The organism is Micromonospora wenchangensis (genome assembly GCF_002210435.1).
Taxonomy (GTDB): domain Bacteria; phylum Actinomycetota; class Actinomycetes; order Mycobacteriales; family Micromonosporaceae; genus Micromonospora; species Micromonospora wenchangensis.
In genome coordinates this window covers 70,443-95,135 of the sequence record NZ_MZMV01000019.1, presented here as the reverse complement: position 1 = coordinate 95,135, position 24,693 = coordinate 70,443, and the positions used below count along the sequence as shown (strand labels likewise).

General features: G+C 74.9%; 18 protein-coding genes. 13 read left to right on the top strand and 5 right to left on the bottom strand.

Annotated features, from left to right (window positions below; genetic code table 11):
• The first annotated feature begins 10 nt into the window (after positions 1 to 10).
• Positions 11 to 454, top strand: a complete 444-nt coding sequence (locus B5D80_RS13855; protein WP_088644287.1) for a hypothetical protein — start codon at positions 11 to 13, stop codon at positions 452 to 454.
• Between the two features lie 81 nt (positions 455 to 535).
• Positions 536 to 1,000, top strand: a complete 465-nt coding sequence (locus B5D80_RS13850; protein ID WP_088644264.1) for a hypothetical protein — start codon at positions 536 to 538, stop codon at positions 998 to 1,000.
• Between the two features lie 139 nt (positions 1,001 to 1,139).
• On the opposite strand, the gene B5D80_RS13845 is transcribed toward B5D80_RS13850, so the two are convergent.
• On the bottom strand, positions 1,140 to 2,153 hold the full coding sequence (locus tag B5D80_RS13845) for a GNAT family N-acetyltransferase (RefSeq protein WP_088644263.1): 1,014 nt from the start codon (positions 2,151 to 2,153) through the stop codon (positions 1,140 to 1,142).
• Positions 2,154 to 2,232: 79 nt separating this feature from the next.
• Here B5D80_RS13845 and fdxA point away from each other — a divergent pair, with 79 nt between their 5' ends.
• From fdxA to B5D80_RS13820, 5 genes are all read left to right on the top strand, one after another.
• Complete coding sequence (gene fdxA / locus B5D80_RS13840) at positions 2,233 to 2,559, top strand: ferredoxin (protein WP_007072862.1); 327 nt, start codon at positions 2,233 to 2,235, stop codon at positions 2,557 to 2,559.
• Positions 2,560 to 2,621: 62 nt separating this feature from the next.
• Positions 2,622 to 3,773: a succinyldiaminopimelate transaminase gene (dapC, locus tag B5D80_RS13835; RefSeq protein WP_088644262.1), complete on the top strand. Its 1,152-nt coding sequence runs from the start codon at positions 2,622 to 2,624 to the stop codon at positions 3,771 to 3,773.
• Positions 3,774 to 3,783: 10 nt separating this feature from the next.
• Positions 3,784 to 4,788, top strand: a complete 1,005-nt coding sequence (locus tag B5D80_RS13830; protein ID WP_088644261.1) for a prephenate dehydrogenase — start codon at positions 3,784 to 3,786, stop codon at positions 4,786 to 4,788.
• 47 nt (positions 4,789 to 4,835) lie between these two features.
• Positions 4,836 to 5,474: an SIMPL domain-containing protein gene (locus B5D80_RS13825; RefSeq protein ID WP_088644260.1), complete on the top strand. Its 639-nt coding sequence runs from the start codon at positions 4,836 to 4,838 to the stop codon at positions 5,472 to 5,474.
• Positions 5,474 to 6,115 carry a nucleoside/nucleotide kinase family protein gene (locus tag B5D80_RS13820; RefSeq protein WP_088644259.1) on the top strand — a complete coding sequence of 214 codons (642 nt, stop codon included), beginning with the start codon at positions 5,474 to 5,476 and terminating at the stop codon, positions 6,113 to 6,115. Before B5D80_RS13825 ends, B5D80_RS13820 begins: the two co-directional genes overlap by 1 nt.
• Here the strand turns inward: B5D80_RS13820 and B5D80_RS13815 are convergent.
• The gene (locus B5D80_RS13815; RefSeq protein ID WP_088644258.1) at positions 6,098 to 8,668 is read right to left on the bottom strand and encodes a hypothetical protein; all 2,571 of its coding nucleotides are present in this window, start codon (positions 8,666 to 8,668) and stop codon (positions 6,098 to 6,100) included. The genes B5D80_RS13820 and B5D80_RS13815 overlap by 18 nt on opposite strands.
• Before the next feature lie 91 nt (positions 8,669 to 8,759).
• Positions 8,760 to 9,317, bottom strand: coding sequence for a sugar O-acetyltransferase (locus B5D80_RS13810; RefSeq protein WP_088644257.1), 558 nt, complete (start codon positions 9,315 to 9,317; stop codon positions 8,760 to 8,762).
• A gap of 204 nt (positions 9,318 to 9,521) precedes the next feature.
• Here B5D80_RS13810 and B5D80_RS13805 point away from each other — a divergent pair, with 204 nt between their 5' ends.
• Positions 9,522 to 12,863 (top strand): S8 family serine peptidase, encoded by a 3,342-nt coding sequence (locus tag B5D80_RS13805; protein WP_088644256.1) that lies wholly within the window; start codon positions 9,522 to 9,524, stop codon positions 12,861 to 12,863.
• Positions 12,864 to 12,939: 76 nt separating this feature from the next.
• On the opposite strand, the gene dapD is transcribed toward B5D80_RS13805, so the two are convergent.
• Positions 12,940 to 13,896 (bottom strand): 2,3,4,5-tetrahydropyridine-2,6-dicarboxylate N-succinyltransferase, encoded by a 957-nt coding sequence (gene dapD / locus B5D80_RS13800; RefSeq protein ID WP_088644255.1) that lies wholly within the window; start codon positions 13,894 to 13,896, stop codon positions 12,940 to 12,942.
• Positions 13,897 to 13,977: 81 nt separating this feature from the next.
• Here dapD and dapE point away from each other — a divergent pair, with 81 nt between their 5' ends.
• Positions 13,978 to 15,051 (top strand): succinyl-diaminopimelate desuccinylase, encoded by a 1,074-nt coding sequence (gene dapE / locus B5D80_RS13795; RefSeq protein WP_088644254.1) that lies wholly within the window; start codon positions 13,978 to 13,980, stop codon positions 15,049 to 15,051.
• A 276-nt stretch (positions 15,052 to 15,327) separates the two neighbouring features.
• Here dapE and B5D80_RS33350 read toward each other — a convergent pair whose 3' ends face one another.
• Positions 15,328 to 15,495, bottom strand: coding sequence for a hypothetical protein (locus tag B5D80_RS33350; protein WP_158224170.1), 168 nt, complete (start codon positions 15,493 to 15,495; stop codon positions 15,328 to 15,330).
• A 155-nt stretch (positions 15,496 to 15,650) separates the two neighbouring features.
• Here B5D80_RS33350 and B5D80_RS13790 point away from each other — a divergent pair, with 155 nt between their 5' ends.
• The 4 genes from B5D80_RS13790 to B5D80_RS13775 all read left to right on the top strand — a co-directional run bounded on the left by B5D80_RS13790 (position 15,651) and on the right by B5D80_RS13775 (position 24,524).
• Positions 15,651 to 16,574: an LOG family protein gene (locus B5D80_RS13790; protein WP_245854549.1), complete on the top strand. Its 924-nt coding sequence runs from the start codon at positions 15,651 to 15,653 to the stop codon at positions 16,572 to 16,574.
• Between the two features lie 4 nt (positions 16,575 to 16,578).
• Entirely contained in the window at positions 16,579 to 17,124 is a 546-nt protein-coding gene (locus tag B5D80_RS13785; protein WP_088644253.1) for an LOG family protein, read from the top strand.
• A gap of 147 nt (positions 17,125 to 17,271) precedes the next feature.
• Positions 17,272 to 21,030 (top strand): ATP-dependent helicase, encoded by a 3,759-nt coding sequence (locus B5D80_RS13780; RefSeq protein ID WP_425437208.1) that lies wholly within the window; start codon positions 17,272 to 17,274, stop codon positions 21,028 to 21,030.
• Positions 21,027 to 24,524 carry an ATP-dependent helicase gene (locus B5D80_RS13775; RefSeq protein ID WP_088644252.1) on the top strand — a complete coding sequence of 1,166 codons (3,498 nt, stop codon included), beginning with the start codon at positions 21,027 to 21,029 and terminating at the stop codon, positions 24,522 to 24,524. Before B5D80_RS13780 ends, B5D80_RS13775 begins: the two co-directional genes overlap by 4 nt.
• Positions 24,525 to 24,693: the final 169 nt, after the last annotated feature.

Sequence of the window (24,693 nt, the reverse complement as noted above, 5' to 3'; positions counted from 1 at the left end):
CGCCACGCCGATGCCGGTCGTCGAGGAGGAGACCGCCGCCGTCCCGCCGCCGCCCGGCTGGATGGTCCACCTGCTCGACGTCGTGCTGCGGGTGGCCGGCGGGCTGGTCGCCGTGGCCGGTGGGGTGCTCACCGCCCTGATCGGGCTGCTGCTGTCCACCGTCCGGGCCGGCGGGCAGCTGATCGGGGTGTCGGTCGTGGTCACCATCCTGGGCGCGGTCGCGGTGAGCTGGTTCGCGTACGCCACGGTCGGCCGTAGGTGGGCGGTGGCGTTGCCGGCGCTGCCGTGGTTCGTGCTGATGGCGGTGGCGGCGGTCCGTACCGCCGAGGGTGACCTGCTGGTCGCCGGGGACAACTGGGTCGGGCTGGCGATGATCACCACCGGGGCGATGACGTTCGCGGTGATGGCGTTCCGGCAGATGCTCAGCCCGCAGCCGCGCCGCCACGACGGGTGATGACGACACACAGCCTGCGGTGGTAGATATTCCTGCCAGGAGACCCGCCGACGGGGCGGGTGGTACGGCGGGAGGCGTGTGATGACACAGCGGTGGCGGGCGGTCGGCGTACTCGCGGCGGCCCTGTTCGCGGTCAACGTGGTGGCCCGGGTGATCATCAAGCTCGGCTTCGACGGGAACGACACCGCCGCCGACCGGGTCTCGCTGGGCATGTTCGTCGTGGTCGGGCTGATCCTGGCCGGGGTGGTGTTCACCTGGGGTAAGGCTGTTCCGGCGGCGCGGTGGGGTGCCGACGTGTCCGCCGCGGTGGCCGTGGCGCTGCTGCTGACGGTGCTCGTCGGCCCGCTGCTGGTCGGGAACAACCCGTTCGGCGGCGGTGCGGGGCTGTTCTTCGCCCAGATCTGGCTCTACCTCGTCGCCGCCGGGGCCGGGGTGGCGCTCGGCTACCTGGTGCTGATCGCGCTCGGCCGTGATTACCGCTCGCAGCAGCTCCGGCGGTACGCCGAGCGCAACGTGGGCAAGCCGCGCCGGGTGGTCCGGCGCTGACCCGCGCGCCCGCCGGGCTTGATCAACTCATGGGGGCGCACATAGCGGTATCCGGACCGGTGCGATGTCGCAACATCGGCCCACAGGAGTCGATCAAGGTGCCCAGGCCGGGTCAGGTTACGGGATGGGACGGGGCGGGTCAGGTGGGCGGGGCGACCCGCGTCAGGTAGGTGTGGTGGGTGGTGAAGCCGAGCTTGCGGTAGAGCGCCACCGCCCCGGTGTTGCGCTGCTCCACCTGGAGGAAGGCGCGCGTCGCCCCCTCGGCCGCGCCCCATGCGGCCAGGGCCCGGACCACCCGGGCGGCAAGCCCCTGGCGGCGCGCCGACGGGGTCACCTCGATCAGGCTGAGCCCCAGCCAGCGGCCCTGCCCGGTGACCGTGCCCCGGCCCGTCGCCAGCAGCCTGCCGTCGGCGTACACCTGGGCGAAGCGGACCCGGGCCACGGCGGTGAGGATGTGCCGGGCGGAGTCGGGCAGGCCGCCCTTGCGCCCGGCGGCGACCGCGAGCCACTCCTCGGACGGCACGACGTCGAGCGCCACGGGCGGGCCGTCGCCGTCCCGGTCCGCGTCGTGCGGGGCCGGGCCGGGCCCCGGGGACGCCGGCCCGGGAAGCGGTTCCGGGTTGAGCAGGGTGGTCAGCGGGACGGTCTGGACCAGGGTCAGCGGGCGGGCGGTCCAGCCCCGGGCGTCCAGTTCGGCACCGACCGGCACGGCCAGCGGCAACGGCGTGTTGACCATGGCGGGTTGGCCGTGTCCGGCGTACCAGCGTTCGATGGCGTCGACCGCCGCCGGCAGCGGCCGGTCCGGGTCGCCGACCGGCAGGGCCGAGTTGGCGCGTCCGGTCCAGCCGTCGGCGGAACGCAGCAGCCAGTCACCGAGCCGGCCGCGTACCGGCGCGGGCCACGCCTCGTCGGCCGCGAGTTCCAGCTCGACCACGGCCGACGCGGTGGGCCGGCGGGTGGGCGGCACCCGCTTGGCCCGGTGCACCTCGGCCACCGGCACTCGGACCCGGCCCTGCGCGGTGGCGATGGTGAGATGGGTCTCGCTCAGCTCGACGAGTTCGCCGAGGGCGTCCGAGAAGAGGGGCCGGCCCTCACGAATCCCCACAATGCGGCGAACCACGATCCGGTGTCCCACATCCTGCTGTCGGAGCACGATCGACCTCCTCCCCGGCGAGATACTAGGCTCTTAGCGTCGCGGGTGATCGCGACGAGTCTTGCGGAGGAGAAGACCGGTGACCTACATCATCGCCGAGCCGTGCGTGGATGTGCTCGACAAGGCATGCATCGAGGAATGCCCGGTCGACTGCATTTACGAGGGCAACCGGATGCTCTACATCCACCCCGACGAATGCGTCGACTGTGGTGCCTGTGAGCCGGTCTGCCCGGTGGAGGCCATCTTCTACGAGGACGACGTCCCCGAGCAGTGGAAGGACTACACCGGCGCCAACTACGAGTTCTTCGAGGACCTGGGCTCGCCGGGTGGCGCGTCGAAGATCGGCAAGGTGGAGAAGGACGCGACGTTCGTCGCCGGCCAGCCGCCGCGCGGCGAGGGCCACTGAACCGGCCCGCCGCCGTGACACCGGGGGCACCGGCCGGGCCCGCAGCGGTACCGGCCGGGGCGGTGCCGGAGCGCCCGGCCGGGCCCGTACCGGCGTCGCCGGGTCGGCCCGTGCCGGTGTCGGCCCGGTTGCCCGAGTTCACCTGGGACACCCTGGACGCCGCGGCCACCCTGGCCGCGGCGCACCCGGGCGGCCTGATCAACCTCTCCATGGGTACGCCTGTCGACCCGGTGCCCACGGTGATCCGGCAGGCCCTGGCCGACGCGTCCGACGCGCCGGGTTACCCGTTGACGGCGGGCACCCCGGCGCTGCGGCAGGCCATCGCCGGCTGGGTGGCGCGCGCCTGCGCCGCCGGTGTCGACGGGCTCGGCGTGCTGCCGACGATCGGTTCCAAGGAACTGGTCGCCTGGCTGCCCACCCTGCTCGGGATCGGCCCCGGCGACGTGGTCGTGGTGCCCACGATCGCCTATCCGACATACGAGGACGGGGCCCGGCTGGCCGGTGCCACGGTCGTCCGGGCCGACGCGCTGACCGCGGTCGGCCCCACCTCGCGGGTACGCCTGGTCTGGGTCAACTCGCCGGGCAACCCGACCGGCCGGGTGCTGCCCGCCGCCCACCTGCGCAAGGTGGTGGACTGGGCGCGGGAGCGCGGTGCCGTGGTGGCCAGCGACGAGTGCTATCTCCCGCTGGGCTGGACGGCCGACGCCGCCCCGGTGTCGGTGCTCGCGCCGGAGGTCTGCGGTGGCTCGTACGACTCGGTGCTGGCGGTGCACTCGCTGTCCAAGCGGTCCAACCTGGCCGGCTACCGGGCCGGGTTCGTCGCCGGTGACCCGGCGCTCGTCGCCGAGCTGCTCAAGATCCGCAAGCACGCCGGCATGATCGTCCCCGCGCCGGTGCAGGCCGCCATGGTGACCGCGCTCGGCGACCAGGAACACGCCGACGAGCAGCGGGAACGCTACCGGGCCCGGCGGGAGACGCTGCTCGCCGCGTTCACCGGGGCGGGGTTCCGGCTGGAACACTCCGAGGCGGGCCTCTACCTCTGGCTCACCCGCGACGAGGACTGCTGGGACACCGTCGACTGGCTGGCCCGCCGGGGCATCCTGGTCGCCGCCGGGGCCTTCTACGGCCCGGCCGGGCAGCGGCACGTCCGGGTGGCGCTCACCGGGTCCGACGCGCAGGTCGGGGCGGTCGCGCAGCGGCTCGCCCAGCCGTAGGACGCCTGCGGTGGGTGAGGACGTCGGCCGGCTCCGGGTCGCCGTGGTGGGCACCGGCCTGATCGGCGGGTCGATCCTGCTGCGGTTGCACGAGGCGGGCGTCCGGGTGACCGGCTGGGACCCGGACCCGGCGACCCGGGCCGAGGGCCGTCGCCGGGGCATCGACTTCCCCGACGAGCTCGGCGACGCGGTCCGCGACCGGGACGTGGTGTTCCTCGGCGGCCCGCTGCCCAGCCTGCCGGAGACCCTGCTCACGGTGGCCGGGCTGACCGGTGACCGGTGCATCGTCACCGACGTGGGCAGCACCAAGGAGGCCGTCGCCGGGTTCGCCGCGGCGCACGGGTTGACCGGCCGGTTCGTCCCCGGGCACCCGATGGCCGGCACCGAACGGGCCGGGCTCACCGCCGCCCAGGCCGGCCTGTTCACCGACGCGGCCTGGGTGCTCTGCCCGAGCGCCGACGGGCTGGTGCCGTTCCGGACGCTGGTCGGGCTGGTCGTCGACGTCTTGGGCGCGCACGTGGTACCCATGTCGCCGCAGGTGCACGACCGGGTCGTGGCGCTGTCCTCGCACGTGCCGCACCTGCTGGCCGGCGGTCTGGCGGGGGCCGCCGCCGACTCTACGGTGCGCGACGCGGTGGTCCGGCTCGCGGCCGGCAGCTTCCGCGACGGCACCCGGGTGGCGACCACCCCGGCCCGGCGGACCGCCGCCATGCTGCTGTCGAACCGGGACCAGGTGCTGCGGCAGTTGGCCGAGGTGCGGGCCGCGCTCGACGCGCTCGCCGAGGCCGTCCGCGACGACGACCTGCCCACGCTGGTGGCCCACTACGAGCGGGCCGGCGCGGTGCGGCCGGCCGGGTCAGGCCGGGAACAGCCCGTCCACCGGGTGTTCGACCTCGACGCCGACCCCGCCGGGGAGTTGGCGTTCGTCAGGTCGGTAGGCGAGTCCGGCGGGCACCTCACCGGCTGTGCGGTGGCGCGGGGAACGGTGACGTACACCGGGCTGCGGCCGGCCTGACCGCGCGGAAACCGGCGGCACCCCGGTCGCGCCGCTAGGGTGGATGCGTGGCGGACGGACCGGTGGTGGCGGTGCGCGGTGAGGCGTACCGGGAGGTGCCGCCCGAACTGGCCCGCTTCGAGGTGACCGCGACGGCCCGGGAGCGGGACCGTCAGGTCGCGCTGGCCCGGCTCGCCGAGCGGGCCGCCGCCGTCCGGGTGCTGCTCGACGAGCACGAGCCGGCGGTGGACCGCCGGGAGGCAGGTGAGCTGCGGGTCCGCCCCGAGACGAACCGTTCCGGCGAGCGGGTCGTCGGCTACCTGGGCAGCGTCTCCACGACGGTCACCGTCACCGACTTCGGCTCCCTGGCCGAGCTGATGCTGCGGCTGGCCGAGCAGGACCACGTCGAGGTGGCCGGCCCCTGGTGGTCGTTGCGCCCGGACAGCCCGGCCCACCGGGAGGCCCGGCACGCGGCGATCGCCGACGCGCTGCGCCGGGCCCGGGAGTACGCCGAGGCGCTCGGCACGCGGGTGACCGCGCTGCTGGAACTGGCCGACACCGACGAGGGCTCCGGCATGGGCGGGGCGATGTTCGCCCGGCAGGCCCGCCAGGGTGGCCCGCCGGAGCTGGACCTGGACCCCCGTCCCCAGTCGGTGCACGCGGTGGTGCGGGCCCGGTTCACCATCGGCGAGCCGGTCCTGACCTGATGCCCGGGGCGCGTCCGTTCTCCCTCGACGACCTGGTGGCCAGGGCCCGGTCGCTCGCCGACGCCGGCCCCCGGCAACTGCTGGGCATCGCCGGCGCGCCCGGGGCGGGCAAGTCCACCCTGGCCGAGCGGATCGTCGCGGCGGTCGGTCCGAGCGCCCGGCTGGTGCCGATGGACGGCTTCCACCTCGCCCAGGCGGAGCTGGTCCGGTTGGGCCGGGCAGCCCGCAAGGGCGCGGTCGACACCTTCGACGCCAACGGGTACGTGTCGTTGCTGCGCCGGTTGCGCAGGTTGGAGCCGACCGCCGTCTACGCGCCGCTGTTCCGCCGCGACCTGGAGGAGCCGGTGGCCGGGGCGGTGGAGGTGCCGCCCTCGGTCCGGCTGGTGGTGACCGAGGGCAACTACCTGCTGCTCGCCGACCCGCCCTGGGACGAGGTGCGGTCGCTGCTGCACGAGGCGTGGTTCCTCGACCTGGACGCGGGGGCACGGCTGCGCCGGCTGGTGGCCCGGCACGTCGCGTACGGGCGGTCGCCGGAGGCGGCGCAGGCCTGGGCGTACGGCAGCGACGAGGCGAACGCCGCGCTGGTGGCGGGTACCGCCGACCGGGCCGACCTGGTGATCCGGTCAACCGACCCGGGGTGACGGGACGGTACGCCGTAGCAGCCGGGCCACCAGGGCCCGTTCCCGGTGGAACTCCACCGCCTCCGGGTAGCCGCTGTGGTTGCGGATCGGCGGGTCGGCGACCTCGCCCCCGCTGGGGTGCAGCGCCTCCGGGTCGGTCACCGGCACGTCCCGTTCCCCGGCGTTGACCTGCCAGCCGAGCGGGTCGGTGTCCCGCCAGAAGTTGGTCCACGCGACGTGGCCGGAGGGCCAGGTCAGGGCATCGGCGAGCACCCGGAGCCGGGGCGGGCCGAAGTAGGCGGGGAAGACCCGCCCGTAGAGCCGGGTGAGTTGGCACCCGTACGACAGGAACCAGATCCGACGCCGCCACCGGGTCGGCAGTTGGAGCAGGGTCGCCGCGCAGATCACCGTGCCCTGGCTGTGCCCGGAGAGGATCACCCCGTCCATCCGGCGGGGGTCGCGCTCGGTCAGCGCCAGGATGCCGGCGATCCGGGTCTGCAGCTCGGGGACGGCGCGTTCGGCGTAGCTGGGTGGGGCCAGCGGGTGTGCGGCGCGCGGCCAGAAGGTGCCGACGTCCCACAGCACCCCGACGCTGCGCCGGACGGTGTCGTTGCGGTAGACGAGCATGCCGAGACCGGCGACCACCAGCGGCAGCCAGCCCAGCAGGGTGTCGCCGAGGTCGGCGGCGGCGTGCACCAGCCCCGGCCAGCCCGACGCGCCGGCCGGTGCCGGGCGGGTCCGGTTCAGCGCCGCCACGCAGGACAGTGTCACGAGCACCGCCGCGATGGTGGCGTAGCAGCCGATCAGCCGTACCGCGTGCTCGCCGACCAGGCGGTGCAGCGCGCGGAAGGTGCTGACGTGCCGGCAGCGGCGCAGGTCGTGCGCGGACAGGGCCTGCCCGGCGGCGGTGAGCCGGAGGTACTCGACGCGGCGCAGCCGGTGGAAGAGCACCACGGCGCGGACCAGTGTGCCGAGCAGGGCGGCGGTGGCGACGGTGAAGGCCAGTCCGGCCCAGATCACCGGCAGGGGTGGCACGATCGGGGAGAACCCGCTGGGTGAGGCGGCCCCGTTGAGCCGGTCGGTGACCCAGTAGAGCAGGCCGGCGCAGTAGGCGATGGCCATCATCCAGCCGAAGCCGGCGATCACGGCGGCCCCGCGTCCGCCCCAGGCGACGTCGGTGTGCACCCCGAGTGGTTGCTGGCCGGCGTCGCTGCCGGTGCGGGGCAGCAGCAGTCCGGCTGCGGCGAGCGCGATGGCCGGGGCGGCGAGCATCCAGATCCGCAGCCCGTCGGGGGCGGCGGGGAGGCCGGGCAGCCGGCCGTCGAGCCAGGCCATGCCGAGGGGCAGCAGCACGGCTGCGGTGCCGGGGACGGGCAGCGCGCGGCGGCCGGAGCGGGCGACCGTGCCGATGGCGATCAGCAGCAGCACCTGGTAGGTGGCGAGCCAGGCGACGAGACCGTCGTAGCCGGGCAGCGAGTGGTCGGCGCGGCAGCCGGCCAGGCCGGGGTCGCGGATGCAGCCGGCCGGTGGGCGGAACTGCGCGAGCGGGGTGCCGGCGGGGCCGTCCGGCAGCAGCAGGAGGGTGAAGGTGCCGGCCAGCGCGAGGCCGGTGAGTACCCCGACGGCGAGGCTCCACCGGCCGAGCGGGGCGGCCCCGCTGCGTCGGGTCAGCCAGGGACGGCCCACCGCCACCACCGCGATCACCACGACCGTGACCAGGGCGGTGACGGTCGGGACGGCGACCACGGCGCGGACGCCCCGGGCCGGGTCGAGCACCAGCACCGCGCCGACGGGCACCGCCGCGGCGAGCGCCGCGCCGACGCACAGGTGCAGCACGGCGGCCCGGCGCAGCTGCCCCTCACCGCCCCAGAACGTGGGGTCCTGCAACGGGTTGGCCGGGTCGGGTGCCGGCTCGGCCGGGTGCTCGCCGTCGCCGGCCGGGGGGCGGGGTTCGGCGGGCATCTCGGCCTCGTACTGGTAGGTGCGCCAGGACACGACGCCGAGCACCAGCAGCATCGCCAACGGCACCAGCAGGCCGACGGCGAGCGCGTGGGCGTCCGCGCGCCACCAGCCCCGGCCGAGGAACTCCCACGGGCCGGGCAGTTGCCGCAGGCACTCCTGGTCGACGCACTGCCAGGCGATCAGGTCGACCCCGATGCCGGTGGCGGCGAGCACCAGGGTGCCGGTGAGGCTGAGGCAGAACAGCCGGATCAGCCAGGCGGTGATGCCGGAGCGGCTGCCCCAGCGTTCGGTGTCCGGGTCGGGCGGGATGCCGGGGCGGGCGTACAGGGCGACGTTGGCCAGGGTGAACGGCAGCAGCAGCGTCCACAGGGCGCGTTCGACGTCCCGCGCGGTCCGCGCCCCCGAGGTCAACTGCCCCCAGCTGTACGCCTCGACGACGACGGGGTCGTCCGGGGCGGAGTCGCTGGCGCGGTAGAAGCCGGTGACGTCGCCGCCGGAGACGAGCCGGGGTTGCGGGCCGGTGCCGGTCGGGTCGGCGGGCAGGCCGAGGATCTGGTCGGGCGGGGTGTTGGACACGCCGTGTACCCGGAGTTCGAGTACCCGCTCGGCCATCGGTGCTCCCTGGTGACGAAGTCACTACCCAGAGTGCATCGGAATTTGCCGTTCGCCCACGGTTGCGTCGGTGTTTTCGCAGCTCAAGCTGTTATTGCAGGGTGCGGATCACCCGTGCGGGGTTACCCACGGCGACCACGTTGGGGGGCAGGTCGCGGGTGACCACCGCGCCCGCGCCGACGACCGTGTTCTCCCCGACCGTCACTCCGGCGAGGACGATCACCCCGCCGCCGAGCCAGACGTTGTCCCCGATGGTGATCGGCTGGGCGGCCTCCCACTTGGCTCTCCGCGCCCCGGCCTCGACGGGGTGGGTGGCGGTGAGCAACTGCACGTTCGGTCCGATCTGGACGTCCGCGCCGATGGTGATCCGGGCGACGTCGAGCAGGACGGCGTTGAAGTTGACGAAGCTGCGGTCCCCGAGATGGGTCTGCCAGCCGTAGTCGCAGTGCAGCGGTGGGCGTACCTGGGCGTCCTCGCCGACGCTGCCGAGCAGGTCGCGTAGGGCGGCGAGCCGGCCCTGCGGGTCGTCGGCGGGGCTGCGGTTGAAGCGTTCGGCCAGCCGTGCGGCGCGGTCGAGGTCCGCGACGATCTCGGGATCGTCCGCGACGTACCGCTCGCCGGCCAGCATCCGTTCCCTCATGGACGTCACCAGGTGATCGTCGCCGATCGGGCGGGCCGACGGGACGGAATCGGGTCGGTCGTGTCTCGGCAATGTGTCCGGACGGTCATCCCTCGGACTTCTTTTTACATACTCGGTATGTAATTCTGAGGCGTCGATGTGACTCGGTCGTCGTGAGGTGACTGGTCATCTCGATGGGCTCCTGTGTTGTAGACGTCCCAGAAGGAGGTTCCGTTGCACCGAAGCAGAAGAACCGCGGCCGGCGGGCTGGTGCTCGCCCTGGCCCTCGGTCTGCCGGCGACGGGCGCGCACGCCGCGCCCACCGGCCCCGCCGCGCCCCGGCCCGCCACGCCGGCCGCCGGCTCCAGCACCGTCACCCTGATCACCGGGGACCAGGTCACCGTCACCCGCACCGGCGGTGCCGCCGTGCGCCCCGGCGTCGGCCGGGAACACCAGCAGTTCCTGGTCCGCCGGGAACGCGGCCACCTCTCCGTGGTGCCCCGCGACGCGGTGCCGCTGCTGCGCTCCGGGCAGGTCGACAGGCGGCTGTTCGACGTCACCGGCCTGATCGCCGCCCGCTACGACGACGCCCACCGCGACAACCTGCCGCTGCTGGTGTCGTACCGCGAGGGGCAGGCCCGGCGCGGCGCGGCCGTGCTGCCGGGCACCCGGGTGACCCGCGACCTGCCGGCGATCCAGGGCGCGGCGCTGACCGCCGGCAAGTCCTCGACCGGCGCGGTCTGGTCGACGCTGACCGGCGGCGACGCCGGAGCCCGGCTCGACGCGGCAGGGGGCGTCGAGCGGATCTGGTTGGACGGACGGCGCGCGCTCTCCCTCGACCACAGCGTGCCCCAGATCGGCGCGCCCACCGCCTGGGCGGCCGGCTGGACCGGTAAGGGGGTGACCGTCGCGGTGCTGGACACCGGCATCGACGCCACCCACCCCGACCTCGCCGGCAAGGTCGGCGAGGCCCGCAACTTCAGCGACACGCCCGACCAGCGGGACACCGTCGGACACGGCACCCACGTCGCCTCCACCATCGCCGGCAGCGGTGCCGCCTCCGGCGGGAAGTACCGGGGCGTCGCGCCGGACGCGACGCTGCTCGACGGCAAGGTCTGCGAAGAGTTCGGCTGCGCCGAGTCGGCGATCCTGGCCGGGATGCAGTGGGCCACCACCGAGAAGAAGGCCGCCGTGGTCAACATGAGCCTCGGCGGTGGCGACACCCCCGAGGTCGACCCGCTGGAGGAGGCCGTCCAGACGCTGACCGCCCAGACCGGCAGCCTCTTCGTCATCGCCGCCGGTAACGACGGCTCGGACGGCTCGGTCGGCTCGCCGTCCACCGCCGACGCCGCGCTCGCCGTCGGCGCGGTCGACCGGGACGACGAACTCGCCGACTTCTCCAGCCGGGGCCCCCGCGTCGGCGACGACGCGCTCAAGCCCGACATCACCGCCCCCGGCGTCGACATCGTGGCCGCCCGCTCGGTCGACGGCCAGATCGGCGACCCGGTCGGCACGAGGTACGTCGCGCTCTCCGGCACGTCGATGGCCACCCCGCACGTGGCCGGCTCGGTGGCGCTGCTCGCCCAGCAGCACCCGGGCTGGAAGGCCGGGCAGCTCAAGGCGACCCTGATGGCCGCCGCGAAGCCGCACCCGACGCAGACCGCCTACGAGCAGGGCGCCGGCCGGGTGGACCTGACCCGGGCCATCACCGAGCAGGTCACCACCGACCCGGTAAGCGTCTCGTTCGGCCGGGCCCTGTGGCCGCACGGCGACGACGCCCCGATCACCCGGACCGTCGCCTGGCACAACGGCGGCACCACGCCGCTCACCCTCGACCTGACCGTCGAGGTCAAGGGGCCGGGCGGGGCCGCCGCGCCGGCCGGCATGTTCACCCTCGGCGTCAACCGGATCACCGTGCCGGCGGGCGGCCGGGCCGAGACCACAGTCACCGCGAACACCCGGCTCGGCGTCGACGGCTACTGGACCGGCCGGGTGGTGGCCCGCTCCGGCGGCACCGTCGCGGTGACCCCGCTGGCCGTGCACCGGGAGGTGGAGAGCTACACCGTCACGCTCACCCACCTCGACCGCAGCGGCGAGCCGGGCGGCGACTACTCGACCACCCTGGTCGACCTCGCCGACGGCGACGTGCGCGACGTGTTCGAGGCCGACGGCGTCGTCGAACTCCGGGTCCCCAAGGGCAGGTACGGGCTGGGCAGCGTCTTCTTCGAGCCGGGCCCGGACGGGGAGTCGGGCGGCCTGGCCATGCTCGCCCAGCCGGAACTGGTGGTCGACGGCGACACCGCGGTCACCGTCGACCTGCGGAAGGCCAAGCCGGTACGGATGACCGTGCCGCAGGCCGACGCCAAGGTCTCCCTGGTCGACATCAGCGCCAACTACCTGCTGCCCGACGACGGCAGCTACGGCTTCGGCATCGTCTCCTTCGACACCTTCGACGGGCTGTCCACCGGGCAACTCGGCAGGGCGGTGCCGGCCGACGAGTTCGTCGCCACCTTCAACAGCCAGTGGGCCGACCGGGAGGCCGAGGTCAGCCCCTACCTGTACGCGCTGGGCGAGGTCGTGCCGGGCAAGCTGCCCAGCGGGCTGGTACGCGACTACCGGCGGGGCGACCTGGCCACGGTGGTGCACAAGTTCCGTGACCCGTACCCCAAGATGGAAGCCGAGCGGCTGGTCTTCCCGGACAGCGGCTACAACCTCGGCGGCTGGGCGGTCGTCCTGCCCACCGACCTGCCCGGCCAGCGCACCGAGCACTACAGCACCAGGGGGATGCGCTGGGAGTCCGAGCTGGACTTCGGCGTCCGCGACCCGGAAGCGGGCTGGCTCGACGTCCAGGCGGTCCTGGTGACCCCGCCCACGAAGTACCAGCCCGGCCGGCGGGCCACCGAGACCTGGGGTGCGGCGCCGCTCGGGCCGTCCCTGCCCGCCCCGCGCTGGCCGGGGGACGGTGTCACCCGGACCGGGGACACCATCCTGGTGAGCGTGGCGCTGCACGCCGACGCGGCCGGGCACCCCGGCGGGTCACTGACCGACAGCGCACGTACCGCGCTGTGGCGCAACGGCACGCTGGTGGAGGAGACCGACAACCCGGGGTACGGCGAGTTCACCGTGCCGAAGGCGGCCGGCGACTACAAGCTGACCGTCGCGGCGACGCGGAGCCTCACCGACCTCGGCACCGAGGTGGAGGCGAGCTGGACGTTCCGCTCCGGGCACGTGGCAGGTGACACGCCGAAGCCGCTGCCGCTGTCGGAGATCCGGTTTACCCCGCAGCTCAGGGCCGACAATACCGCCCCGGCCGGGCAGGTCTTCGCCGTCCCGGTGCAGGTACGACGGCAGCCGGGCGCCGGCACCGCCAAGCTGGCGAAGCTCGGCGTCGACGTGTCGTACGACGGGGGGAGGACCTGGCGACGGGCGACCGTGGTGAAGGTGCCGGGCCAGGGCACGGTGGCGCTGGTCAGGCACCCGGCGGGGGCCGGCTACGCGTCCCTGCGGGCGACCGCCCGGGACACCGAGGGCAACACCGCGAGCACCCGGATCATCCAGGCGTACCGCCTGAAGTGAGCCGGAACCGCCGGGTCCGCTCCCAGGCGGGCCCGGCGGGGTGGCCGGGGTCGGGGCGCGTGCGCCCCGACCCCGGTCAGTCGTTGGCGTGCAGGGCGGCGTTGAGCGTGATGCCCTGGCCGGTGCGCGGCTTCGCCTCCAGCGCCCCGGTCACCGAGTTGCGCCAGAACAGCAGGCCGTCGACGCCGGACAACTCGCGGGCCTTCACCACCCGACCGTCCGGCAGCGTGATTTTCGAGGCGGCGGTGACGTAGCAGCCCGCCTCGACCACGCAGTCGTCGCCGAGCGAGATGCCGACCCCGGCGTTCGCGCCGATCAGGCTCCGTGCCCCGATGCGCACCCGGTCGGTGCCGCCGCCGGAGAGGGTGCCCATGATCGACGCGCCGCCGCCGATGTCGGAGCCGTCACCGACCACCACGCCCTGCACGATCCGGCCCTCGACCATCGAGGCGCCAAGCGTGCCGGCGTTGAAGTTGACGAAGCCCTCGTGCATCACGGTGGTGCCGGCGGCGAGGTGCGCGCCGAGCCGGACCCGGTCCGCGTCGGCGATCCGCACCCCGGCGGGCACCACGTAGTCGGTCATCCGGGGGAACTTGTCCACCCCGTACACGGCCAGGTGGCGGCCGGCGGCCCGCTCGATCACCCGCAGCTCGTCCACCCGGCCGGGCGGGCACGGGCCGGCCGAGGTCCAGGCGACGTTCGCCAGGTGGCCGAAGATGCCGTCGAGGTTCAGCTCGTTGGGCCGCACCAGGCGGTGGGAGAGCAGGTGCAGCCGCAGGTACGCGTCGGCGGCGTCCTTGATCGGCTCGTCCAGCGCGCCGATCACGGTGACCACCTGCACCGTACGCAGACCCGGCAGGGCCCGCTCGCCGATCGCGCCGGGCGGCAGGTCCAGCACGTCGGCCTGGTCCTCGCCGGGGACCAGCGGCAGCTCACCCAGACCGAGCTTGCCGGTCGGGTACCAGGTGTCGAGCACCTGCTCGGCGGCGGTCACGGTGGCCAGGCCGATACCCCAGGCGGATTGGGACGTCACTGTTCTACCCTCTCGTTCGCGGCTGCGGGGCCGGTGGGCTCACCCCTCACACCCACCGTCCAGGACGGTACCGTGCGAATCATGGAGAACCCGCTGACCCCCGAGGTCCTGGCCGATCCGGTGGCACTGACCCGCGCCCTCGTCGACATCGAGTCCGTCTCCCTCGACGAGAAGGCCATCGCCGACTGTGTCGAGGAGGTGCTGCGCCGGGTGCCGCACCTGAGCACCTTCCGGCACGGCAACACCGTGATGGCGCGGACGGATCTCGGCCGGTCCTCGCGGGTGGTGCTCGCCGGGCACCTGGACACGGTGCCGCACAACGACAACTTCCCGTCGACCATGCGCGGGGACCTGATGTACGGCTGCGGCACCTCCGACATGAAGTCCGGGGTGGCCTTCGCGCTGCACCTGGCGGTGACCCTGCCCGACCCCCGGTACGACGTGACGTACTTCTTCTACGAGGCCGAGGAGATCGAGTCCCGGTACAACGGGCTCACCCTGGTCGCCGAGGCCCACCCCGAGTGGCTCCGGGCCGACTTCGCGGTGCTGCTGGAACCGACGTACGGCATCGTCGAGGCCGGCTGCCAGGGCACCATGCGGGCGATCGTCACGGTGCCGGGCGAACGCGCCCACGTGGCCCGGTCCTGGCGCGGGGTCAACGCCATCCACGGCGCGGGCGAGGTGCTCCGCCGCCTCGGCGAGTACCGGGCCCGGCGGGTCACCATCGACGGCTGCGACTACCGCGAGGGCCTCAACGCGGTACGGATCGACGGCGGCGTGGCCGGCAACGTCGTCCCCGACCGCTGCGAGATCGAGATCAACTACCGGTACGCCCCGGACCGTGACCCGGCGGCGGCCGAGGCGCACCTGCGGGAGGTCTTCGCCGGCTACGACCTGGCGATCACCGACGCGGCGGCCGGCGCGGCCCCGGGACTCGACGCGCCGGTGGCCCAGGAGTTCCTGGCGGCCGTGGGTGCCGCCCCGATCGGCAAGCTGGGCTGGACCGACGTGGCCCGGTTCGCGGCGATGGGCATCCCCGCGCTGAACTTCGGCCCCGGCGACCCCAACCTCGCCCACCACAGGGACGAACACGTCGAACTCACCAAGATCCGCGACGGCGCCGCCACCCTCCACCGCTGGCTGGCCCCCGCCTGACCACCCCACCCCGGCCGGTCCCGCCCCGCCCGGCCTCGGCCGGCCCCGGTGATCAAGAGGTTTGCGTCATCGAGAGCGCTCTCCCGTGACGCAAACCTCTTGATCACCGGGGGGCAACGGCGTCGGGCGGCGGGGCCGGCAGGGTGCGGTGGGTGTGGTGAGGCCCCCGGGGTCGGGGGACCGCGGGGGCCTCGGTTCGTACGGGTGAAGGTCCGGATGGCCGGCCAGGGGTGTGAGGCGGCGGCCGGCCGGGTGACGCGGGTCGGGCCGGTGCTGTCAGACCGTGGTGAGACGGGGACTGTCGGGCTCGGTGGGCTCGACGGACGGGGCTGCCGGCTCCACCGGCACCTCCAACTGTCGGGCGCGGCGGCGCTCGGCCACCACCTCGTTGATCCTTCGCTGCATCTGCCGACGGATCCGCATCCGTTCGTTGTTGCTGATCACGCTTGCTCCTCCCCCGAAGGCGCGCGCCGGGCCATACCCGGTATGTGAATAGTAAGACGTACGGGCGACAGAATTAGTTGCCCAAGATCGCGAACTTTTTCTCCGACCCGTCGGCCGGCACCGCCCTGACGTGCGTCTCCACTACGGTGGCTGTCATGAGTCAGACCAACGGGCGGCAGTCTGGCCGCGATCCGGAGCGGCACCGGGGGGCGGTCACGCTGCGCCGTGGCGCGATCCCCACCAGCACGGCTGACCAGCGGTTGCTCGACTCCCGGGGACGCAGCGACTGGAAGACCAAGGACGCCTGGCGCGCGCTGCGCATCCTCGCCGAGTTCGTCGAGGGCTTCGACACGCTTGCCGACCTGCCGCCCGCCGTGAGCGTCTTCGGCTCCGCGCGTAGTAAACCCGACAGTCCGGAGTGCCGGCTGGCCGAGGAGTTGGGCGCGGGTCTCGCCCGGGCCGGATACGCGGTGATCACCGGCGGTGGACCCGGTGTGATGGAGGCGGCCAACCGGGGGGCCAGCGAGGCCGGCGGCCTCTCCGTCGGGCTGGGCATCGAACTCCCCTTCGAGCAGGGGCTCAACGACTGGGTCGACCTGGCCATCGACTTCCGTTACTTCTTCGCCCGCAAGACCATGTTCGTCAAGTACGCCCAGGCGTTCGTCGTGCTGCCGGGTGGGTTCGGCACCATGGACGAGCTGTTCGAGGCGTTGACGCTGGTGCAGACCGGCAAGGTGACCCGGTTCCCGGTGGTGCTGATGGGCACCGACTACTGGCGGGGCCTACTCGACTGGCTGCGGGACAGCATGGCCGCCGAGGGCAAGATCGGCCCGGTGGACCTGGAGCTGATCTGCCTCACCGACGACGTGGACGCCGCGGTCCGGCACATCGTCGAGGCCGAGGCGGCGCTCGCCGCCGACCAGGAGGCGGTCCGCGAGGCGGCGGTGGCGCGTACCGCCGCCGACCAGCAGGCCGCCCGCCGGGCCGCCGACACCGCCACCCCCTCCCCGGGTACGGCGTCCAACGGCACCGGGTCCGGCGGCGCGGGCCGGGGCGTCGTCGACGGTGGGGAGGACTGAGCCGGTGGCGGCGATCTGTGTGTTCTGCGCGTCCTCCCGCACCCTCGACCAGCGCTGGCTGGATCTGGCCGCCGAGACCGGGGCGGAGCTGGCCCGGCGCGGGCACACGCTGGTCAGCGGCGGCGGCTGCGTCGGCATGATGGGCGCGCTCGTCGACGGGGCGCGGGCGGCCGGCGGGCGTACCGTCGGGGTGATCCCGCAGGCGCTGGTGGACCTGGAGGTCGCCGACCTGGCCTCGGACGAACTGCTGGTCACCGACGGCATGGCCAGCCGCAAGACCGTCATGATCGAGAAGTCGGACGCGTTCCTCACCCTGCCCGGCGGCCTGGGCACCCTGGACGAGCTGTTCGAGGTCTGGACCACCGCCACCCTGGCCATGCACGCCAAGCCGATGGTGCTGGTCGACACCGACGGCTTCTACCGCCCGCTGCTCGACTGGCTGGGCACGATCACCGACCAGACCTTCCTGAAGCCGGCCGGCCTGGACCTGCTCGCGGTCACCCCGACCGTCGCCACCGCGATCGACGCCCTGGAAGCCCGGCTGCCCTGACCGAGGGGCCGGGCCGGGGCGGGTCACGCCGGGCCGGGCCGGGTCACGCCGCGTCGGTCCGCGCCGGGACAGGCCGGGCCGCGCCGCGTCGGAACCTGGCGGGGTGGTGCGGTGGGTGGTGTCGTACCGACATGGTGGGATGTGGGGGTGCAGGGGTACCGGCTGGTGCGCCGACCTGCCGGACCGGGCCCGCACGACGGGCGGTCCGCCGCGAGCGTTCGGGGGGACGGTCGGCACGGCGGGCCGGCCGAGGGGCCGGTGCGGGCCGGTGCGGGCGTCGAGGGGGAGCCGCGGCCCGGGGGGTCGGCGGGTGATGTCGCGCGCCCCGAGGAGAGGCCACCGGTCCGGGGTCCGGCGGGCGACGACCTGCGCCCCGACGGGCGACTTCACGATCCGCTCCAGGCGCAGGTGGTGGCGCACACCGACGGGCCGATGCTGGTCCTCGGCGGGCCGGGCACCGGCAAGACCGGCACGCTGGTCGAGGCGGTCGCCGCCCGGGTCGCCGAGGGGGTCGACCCGGAACGCCTGCTGGTGCTCACCTTCAGCCGCCGGCAGGCCACCGGGCTGCGGCACCGGATCGAGGCCCGGATCGCCGCCGACGGCCACCGGGTGCTGCGGGAGCCGCTGGTCCGCACCTTCCCGGCGTACGCCTTCGGGCTGCTGCGCCGGGCCGCCGCCGAGCGGGGTGAACCGTCCCCCCGGCTGCTCACCGGCCCCGAACAGGATCTGATCATCCGGGAGTTGCTCGACGTCGTCGGCGGCGAATCCGACGACGACCCGGTCGGCTGGCCGGACGACCTGCTCCCCGCCCTGCGTACCCGGGCGTTCGCCGCCCAGTTGCGTGACCTGCTGATGCGGGCCGCCGAACGCGGCGTCGGACCGGTCGAGCTGGCCCGGCTGGGGGAGAAGCTGGGCCGCGCCGACTGGCCGGCCGCCGCCCGGTTCCTGCGGGAGTACGTCGCCGTCCTCGCCCTGCGCGACGTCGGCAACCGGGGTTCCGTGGCGTACGACCCGGCCGAGCTGGTGCGGGCGGCCACCGGCATGCTCCTCGACGATCCGGAGCTGTTGGCGGCCGAGCGTCGTCGGCTGGCCCACGTCTACGTCGACGAGCTGGCCGACACCGACCCGGCCCAACAGGACCTGCTGGCCGTCCTGGCCGGGGGCGGCCGTTCCCTGGTGGCGTTCGCCGACCCGGACTCCTCCACGTACGCCTTCCGGGGTGCCGACCCGGCCGTGGTGACCGCCTTTCCGCACCGGTTCCGGACGGCCTCGGGGGCACCGGCGGCGCAGGTCACCCTCACCACCTCGTACCGGGCCGGTGCGGTGCTGCTCGGTGCCACCGGTCGACTCGCCCGGCGGCTGCGTGGCCCGGCCGGGCACCGGCGGCTGCGACCCCTGCCCGACGCGCCGCCCGGCAGCGTCGAGGTGCGCACCTTCCGCTCGGCCACCAGCGAGGCCGCCTGGCTGGCCCACGCGCTGCGCTCCGCCCACCTGCTCGACGGGGTGCCCTGGTCGGCGATGGCGGTGCTGGTCCGCTCGACCCACCTGCACCTGCCGTCGCTGCGCCGGGCGCTGCACACCGCCGGGGTGCCCACCGTCGTGCACGGCGAGGACCTGCCGCTGCACCTGCAACCGGCGGTCGCCCCGCTGCTGCTCCTGCTGCGCTGCGCGCTCGAACCGGCCCGGCTCGACGAGGAGTCCGCGATCGCGTTGCTGCACTCGCCGCTGGGTGGGGCCGACCCGCTCGCCGAGCGGCGGCTGCGCCAGGGGCTGCGGGCGCTCGCGCTGGCCCGGGGCGACCGGCGGCCCTCCGGCGAGCTGATCGTCGAGGCGCTCGCCGACCCGGCGGAGCTGGCCGGCATCGAACGGCGCTGGGTCGAACCGGCCCGTACGGTGGCTGAGCTGCTCGCCACCGCGCGGACGGCGGCGGCCGTGCCCGGGGCGACCGCCGAGGACGTGCTGTGGGCGGTGTGGGACGCCAGCGGGCTCGCCGAACGCTGGGCGGGGGCGATCAACCGGGGGCGGGCGGCCACCGGGGAGCACGAGACCGCCCAGCGCTGGCGGGCCGAGGCCGCCGACCGGGACCTCGACGCGGTGCTCGTGCTCTTCGACGCGGCGGCCCGGTTCGTCGACCGGCTGCCCGGCGCGCGGACCGAGGTCTTCCTCGACCACGTCCTCGGCCAGGACCTGCCGGCCGACACCCTGGCGGCCAGCGCCGACCGGGGCGAGGCGATGCGCCTGCTCACCGCGCACGCCGCCAAGGGCCTGGAGTGGGACCTGGTCGCGGTGGCCGGCGTGCAGGAGGGCGTCTGGCCCGACCTGCGGCTGCGGGGCAGCCTGCTCGGCTCGGAACGGCTGGTCGACGTGCTGGTCGGCCGGGCGGACGGCACCGGCACCCGGGCCAGCCTGGTCGGGCAGACCTCCGCGCTGCTCGACGAGGAACGCCGGCTGTTCCACGTCGCGGTGACCCGGGCCCGGCGGCGGCTGCTGGTCACCGCCGTCGCCTCGGCGGCGGTCGGCGGCGACGACCACGAGGAGCAGCCCAGCCGCTTCCTGCACGAACTCGGCGTCACCGACCAGGACGGAGACGGCCCCACCGGAGACGGCCCCACCGGAGACGGCCCCACCGGAGACGGCCCTGCCGGAATCGGCCCCACCCCGGTCACCCCCGACGGTGGCCCCACCACCCCACCCGGCCCCGCTGTCGCCGCCGTCGGCGTGGAGGATCAGAGATCCTGGCAGGAAACGGCCCCCGGAGGGGCACTTTCCCTCCAGGATCCGGGTGCTGCCCACCGTGGCGGGAGCGAAGCGGGCCGGTCATCCGACGGGGAACCCGGGGAGCCGGGTGAGGACGTGTCCGGGGAACCGGGGGAGGGGGCGTCCCGGGAACTTCCCGTCGGGCGGCCGCCCCGGGCGCTCACCCTCTCCGCGCTGGTGGCGGAGCTGCGTACCGCGATCGTCGATCCGGCGGCGTCGGTGGCCCGGCGGCGCGCGGCGGCGGCCGAACTGGCCCGGCTGGCCGCCGCCGGCATCCCCGGCGCGCACCCGGACGACTGGTGGGGCCTGCGCAGCCTCTCCGACGACCGGCCGCTGGTGGATGAGGGTGAACCGGTGCGGGTCACCCCGTCGGGGATGGAGAGCGCGCTGCGGTGCAGCCTGCGCTGGCTGCTGGAGCGGCACGGCGGCAGTGGGCCGGCCAGCGCCGCGCAGGGCGTCGGCAACCTGGTGCACGCCGCCGCGATGCTGGCCGAGGACGCCAGCGCCGACCGGACGGCCCTGCTGGAGTACGTGGCCGCCCGGTTCGACGCGATCGAGCTGGCCGCGCGTTGGATGGTCGGCCCGGAACGGGAACGCGCCGAGGCCATGGTGGACAAGCTGCTGCGCTGGCTGGCCGGCAACCCGCGCCGGCTGCTCGCCATCGAGCACGAGTTCGCGGTCCGCCTCGACGACCCGACCCGCCCGGTCGAGCTGACCGGCCGGGTCGACCGGCTGGAGGTCGACGCCGACGGGCGGCTCGTGGTGATCGACCTCAAGACCGGCAAGTCGACGGCGGTCACCGAGCGGGAGATGGCCGAGCATCCGCAGCTCGGGGCGTACCAGGCGGCGGTGGAGGCGGGCGGGTTCGCCGAGTTCGGCGACGAGGCCGGGGGCGCGGCGCTGGTGCAGCTCGGCACCGGCGCGAAGGACGCGCGCGAGCAGACCCAGCCCGCCGCCGGGCAGGGTCCCGAGGCGGGCTGGGCCACCGCCCTGGTCCGGCGCACCGCCGATACGATGGCCGCCTCGACCTTCGCCGCCGTCGCCAACGCGAAGTGCCGGGTCTGCCCGGTGCGGACCAGTTGCCCGGTCTCCGGGCAGGGCCGGCAGGTCGTGGAGCCGCCGGCCACCGGCCATGAGGTGCAGCGGTGACCCAGCCGACCCTGTTCAGCGCCGCCACCCCCGCGCCGCGCGCCGCCGACGCCGGGCCGCGCTACACGCCGGTGGAGCTGGCCCGGCTGCTGCGACTGCCCGCCCCCACGGCCGAACAGGCCGCGATCATCGCGGCGCCGGTCGCGCCGCTGCTGGTGGTGGCGGGCGCCGGTTCGGGCAAGACCGAGACGATGGCCGCCCGGGTGGTCTGGCTGGTCGCCAACTCGTACGTGCGCCCGGAGCAGATCCTCGGGCTGACCTTCACCCGCAAGGCGGCCGGTGAGCTGGCGCACCGGGTGCGTACCCGGCTGGACCAGTTGGTGCGGCGGCTCGGCCGGCGGGCCCGCAACCCGCTCGACGATCCGCTGGCCGGCGAGCCCACCGTCGCCACCTACCACTCGTACGCCGGGCGGATCGTCACCGAGCACGGGCTGCGGGCGGGCTACGAGCCGACCACCCGGCTGCTCACCGAGGCGTCCCGCTGGCAGCTCGTCGACCTGCTGGTCCGCAACTACGACGGCGACATGTCCGAGGTCGACCGGATGCCCAGCACCATCACCGACGCCGTGCTCGCGCTGGCCGGCGAGCTGGACGAGCACCTGGTCGACCCGGACACGCTGGCCGCCTGGACGGGCCGGTTCTTCGCCGAGGTGCAGTCCCACCCGGGCCGCGTCTACGCCGACGTGCGCAGGGCGCTCCAGCTCCAGCGGACCCGGCTCAAGCTGCTGCCGCTGGTGCGGGCGTACGCCCGGCGCAAGGACGACTTCGAGGCGATGGACTTCGCCGACCAGCTCGCCCGCGCCGCCCGGGTGGCCCGCGACCACCCGGCGGTCGGCGCGGTCGAGCGGGACCGTTACCGGGTGGTGCTGCTCGACGAGTACCAGGACACCAGCCACGCCCAGGTGGTGCTGCTCAACCACCTCTTCGGCGGCGGTCACCCGGTCACCGCCGTCGGCGACCCCTGCCAGTCGATCTACGGCTGGCGGGGGGCCAGCGCCGGCACGCTCGACCGGTTCCCCACCGACTTCGCCCGCGCCGACGGCACCCCCGCCGACGCGATGAGCCTCACCACCAGTTGGCGTAACCGGCCGGAGATCCTCGGGGTGGCCAACGCGCTGTCGGTGCCGCTGCGGGCGGCCGGCGCCCGGGTGCCGGAGCTGCACGCCGCGTTGAGCGTCCGCGACCCGATCCCGCACCGCAGCCCGCGCGGGCGGGCCGCCGGCACCGTGCACTGCGCGCTGCTGCCCACGTACGTCGACGAGGCGGACTGGATCGCCGACAGCGTGCTCGCCGCCTGGCGGGGGGCGGCCCGGATGCCCGGCGCGCTGCCCGAGCACATCCCGGTGCCGCAGCGCCCCTCCACCGCAGTGCTGGTCCGGGTCCGCAGCCAGATCCCGGCGATCGAGGCGGCCCTGCGGGCCCGGGGGCTGCCGGTCGAGGTGGTCGGCCTGGGCGGGCTGCTGGACACTCCCGAGGTACGGGACGTGGTCTGCACCCTGCGGGTGCTCGCCGACCCGACCGACGGCGCGGCGCTGCTGCGCCTGCTGACCGGGGCGCGCTGGCGGATCGGGCCGCGTGACCTGGTGGCCCTGCACCGGCGGGCGCGCGCCATCGCCCGCGCCCGCCGGGAGGTGACCGGCGACGACGGGCCGGAGATCGTGGTGGACGCCCTCGACGAGGCGACCCTGGTGGAGGCGCTGGCCGATCTCGGGCCGGCGCAGGCGTACTCGGCGGAGGGCTACGCGCGGCTGCGGTCGTACGGGATGGAACTGGCCCTGCTGCGCTACCGGCTGGACCAGACGCTGCCGGAGCTGATCGCGGACGTGGAACGCACCATCGGGCTGGACGTCGAGGTGGCGGTCCGGGCCGGCCGGGACGGCACCGGCGACGCCGGACTGGCCCGGGGGCACCTGGACGCGCTCGGTGACGTGGCGGCCCGGTTCAGCGGCGAGACCCCGGCGGCGACGCTCGCCGGTTTCCTGGCCTACCTGGCCGCCGCCGAGGACGAGGAGCGGGGGCTGTCCCCGGGCGAGGTGGAGGTGGTCGACGGCGCGGTGCAGGTGCTCACCGCGCACGCCGCCAAGGGCCTGGAGTGGGACGTCGTCGCGGTCGCCGGGCTGACCCGGGGCGGCTGGCCCGGTCAGGTCCGCAACTCCGACCACTGGCTGGGCGGGCTCGGGGTGCTGCCGTTCCCGCTGCGCGGCGACGCCGACGGGCTGCCCGTGCTCGACCTCGCGGAGGTGACCGACCAGCGCGGGGTGGCGCGGGCGGTGACCGACTTCACCGACGCCTGGCGGGCGCACGACGAACGCGAGGAACGCCGGCTGGCGTACGTGGCGGTGACCCGGCCCCGGCGGCTGCTGCTCTGCTCCGGGTACTGGTGGGGGGAGGGGACCAAGCGGTTCCGCGGCCCGTCGGTGCTGCTCCGCGAGGTGTACGACGCCTGCCTGGCCGGTGGGGACGGCCTGCTGATCGACGAGTGGGCGCCCGAACCGGCGGGTGACGCGGTCAATCCGACCACCGCGCTGGTGTTGCGGGCGGAGTGGCCGGCCGACCCGCTGGGCCCGCGCCGACCGGCGCTGACCGAGGCGGCGGCCCTGGTCCGCCGCTTCCTCGCCGATCCCGACGCGGCCCACCGTGCTCCCGCCCCCGGCACCCCGGCGGCGACGGGTCCACAGTCGGTGGACCAGGCGGCTGCGGGCCCACCGGCGACGGGTGCGCAGGCGGCTGATCCGCAGCCGGCGGGCGGGGAAGGGGCTGCTCCGGAGCCCGATCCGGAGGTGGTGCGGTGGCGGCGGGAGGCGGACCTGCTGCTGGCCGAGCGGGCGGAGCTGCTGCGGCAGGCCGAGGCGGTCGAGGTGACGCTGCCCGACCACCTGTCGGTGACCCAGCTGGTGGCCCTGCGCCGGGACCCGGCCCAACTGGCCCGTACGCTGCGCCGGCCGATGCCCACCCCACCCAGCCCGTACGCCAGGCGGGGCACCGCCTTCCACGCCTGGCTGGAGTCCCGGTTCGGCATCGACCGGCTGCTCGACGTGGACGAGTTGCCGGGTGCCGCCGACGCGGACGCCGCGCCCGACGGGGCGCTGGCCGAGCTCCAGGAACGCTTCCTGGCCAGCGAGTGGGCCGATCGGGTGCCGGTGGAGGTGGAGGTGCCGTTCGCCACGGTGCTGGCCGGGGTGGTGGTCCGGGGCCGGATGGACGCCGTCTTCTCCCGCCCCGGCGGCCGGTACGACGTGGTCGACTGGAAGACCGGACGGCAGCCGACCGGCGCGGAGGCCGAGGTGGTCGCGGTGCAGCTCGCCGTCTACCGGCTGGCCTGGGCGGAGCTGGCCGGGGTGCCGGTGGACCGGGTGGGGGCCGCCTTCCACTACGTCCGGGAGGGGGTGACGGTGCGCCCGGCCGACCTGCTGGACGCCGACGGGCTGACCGCGATCATCGCCGGGTTGCCGGAAAATCAGGTGGGGGGTGGCGCGGCGGCAGATCCGTGGTAAGTTGCTCTTGTTGCAGTTTTGGTTTCCAGAGACTCTGTGTGCGCCTGGCGGATTGTGGCCCCAGGCGCTCTTTGTTGTGTCCGGAGTTCTCCGGGCGGGGCGACCAAAAACAACAGGCGATTCGCGCATCCCGCGCGGAGCGCTACTCTTCGGGCCCGCAACAGGTGCG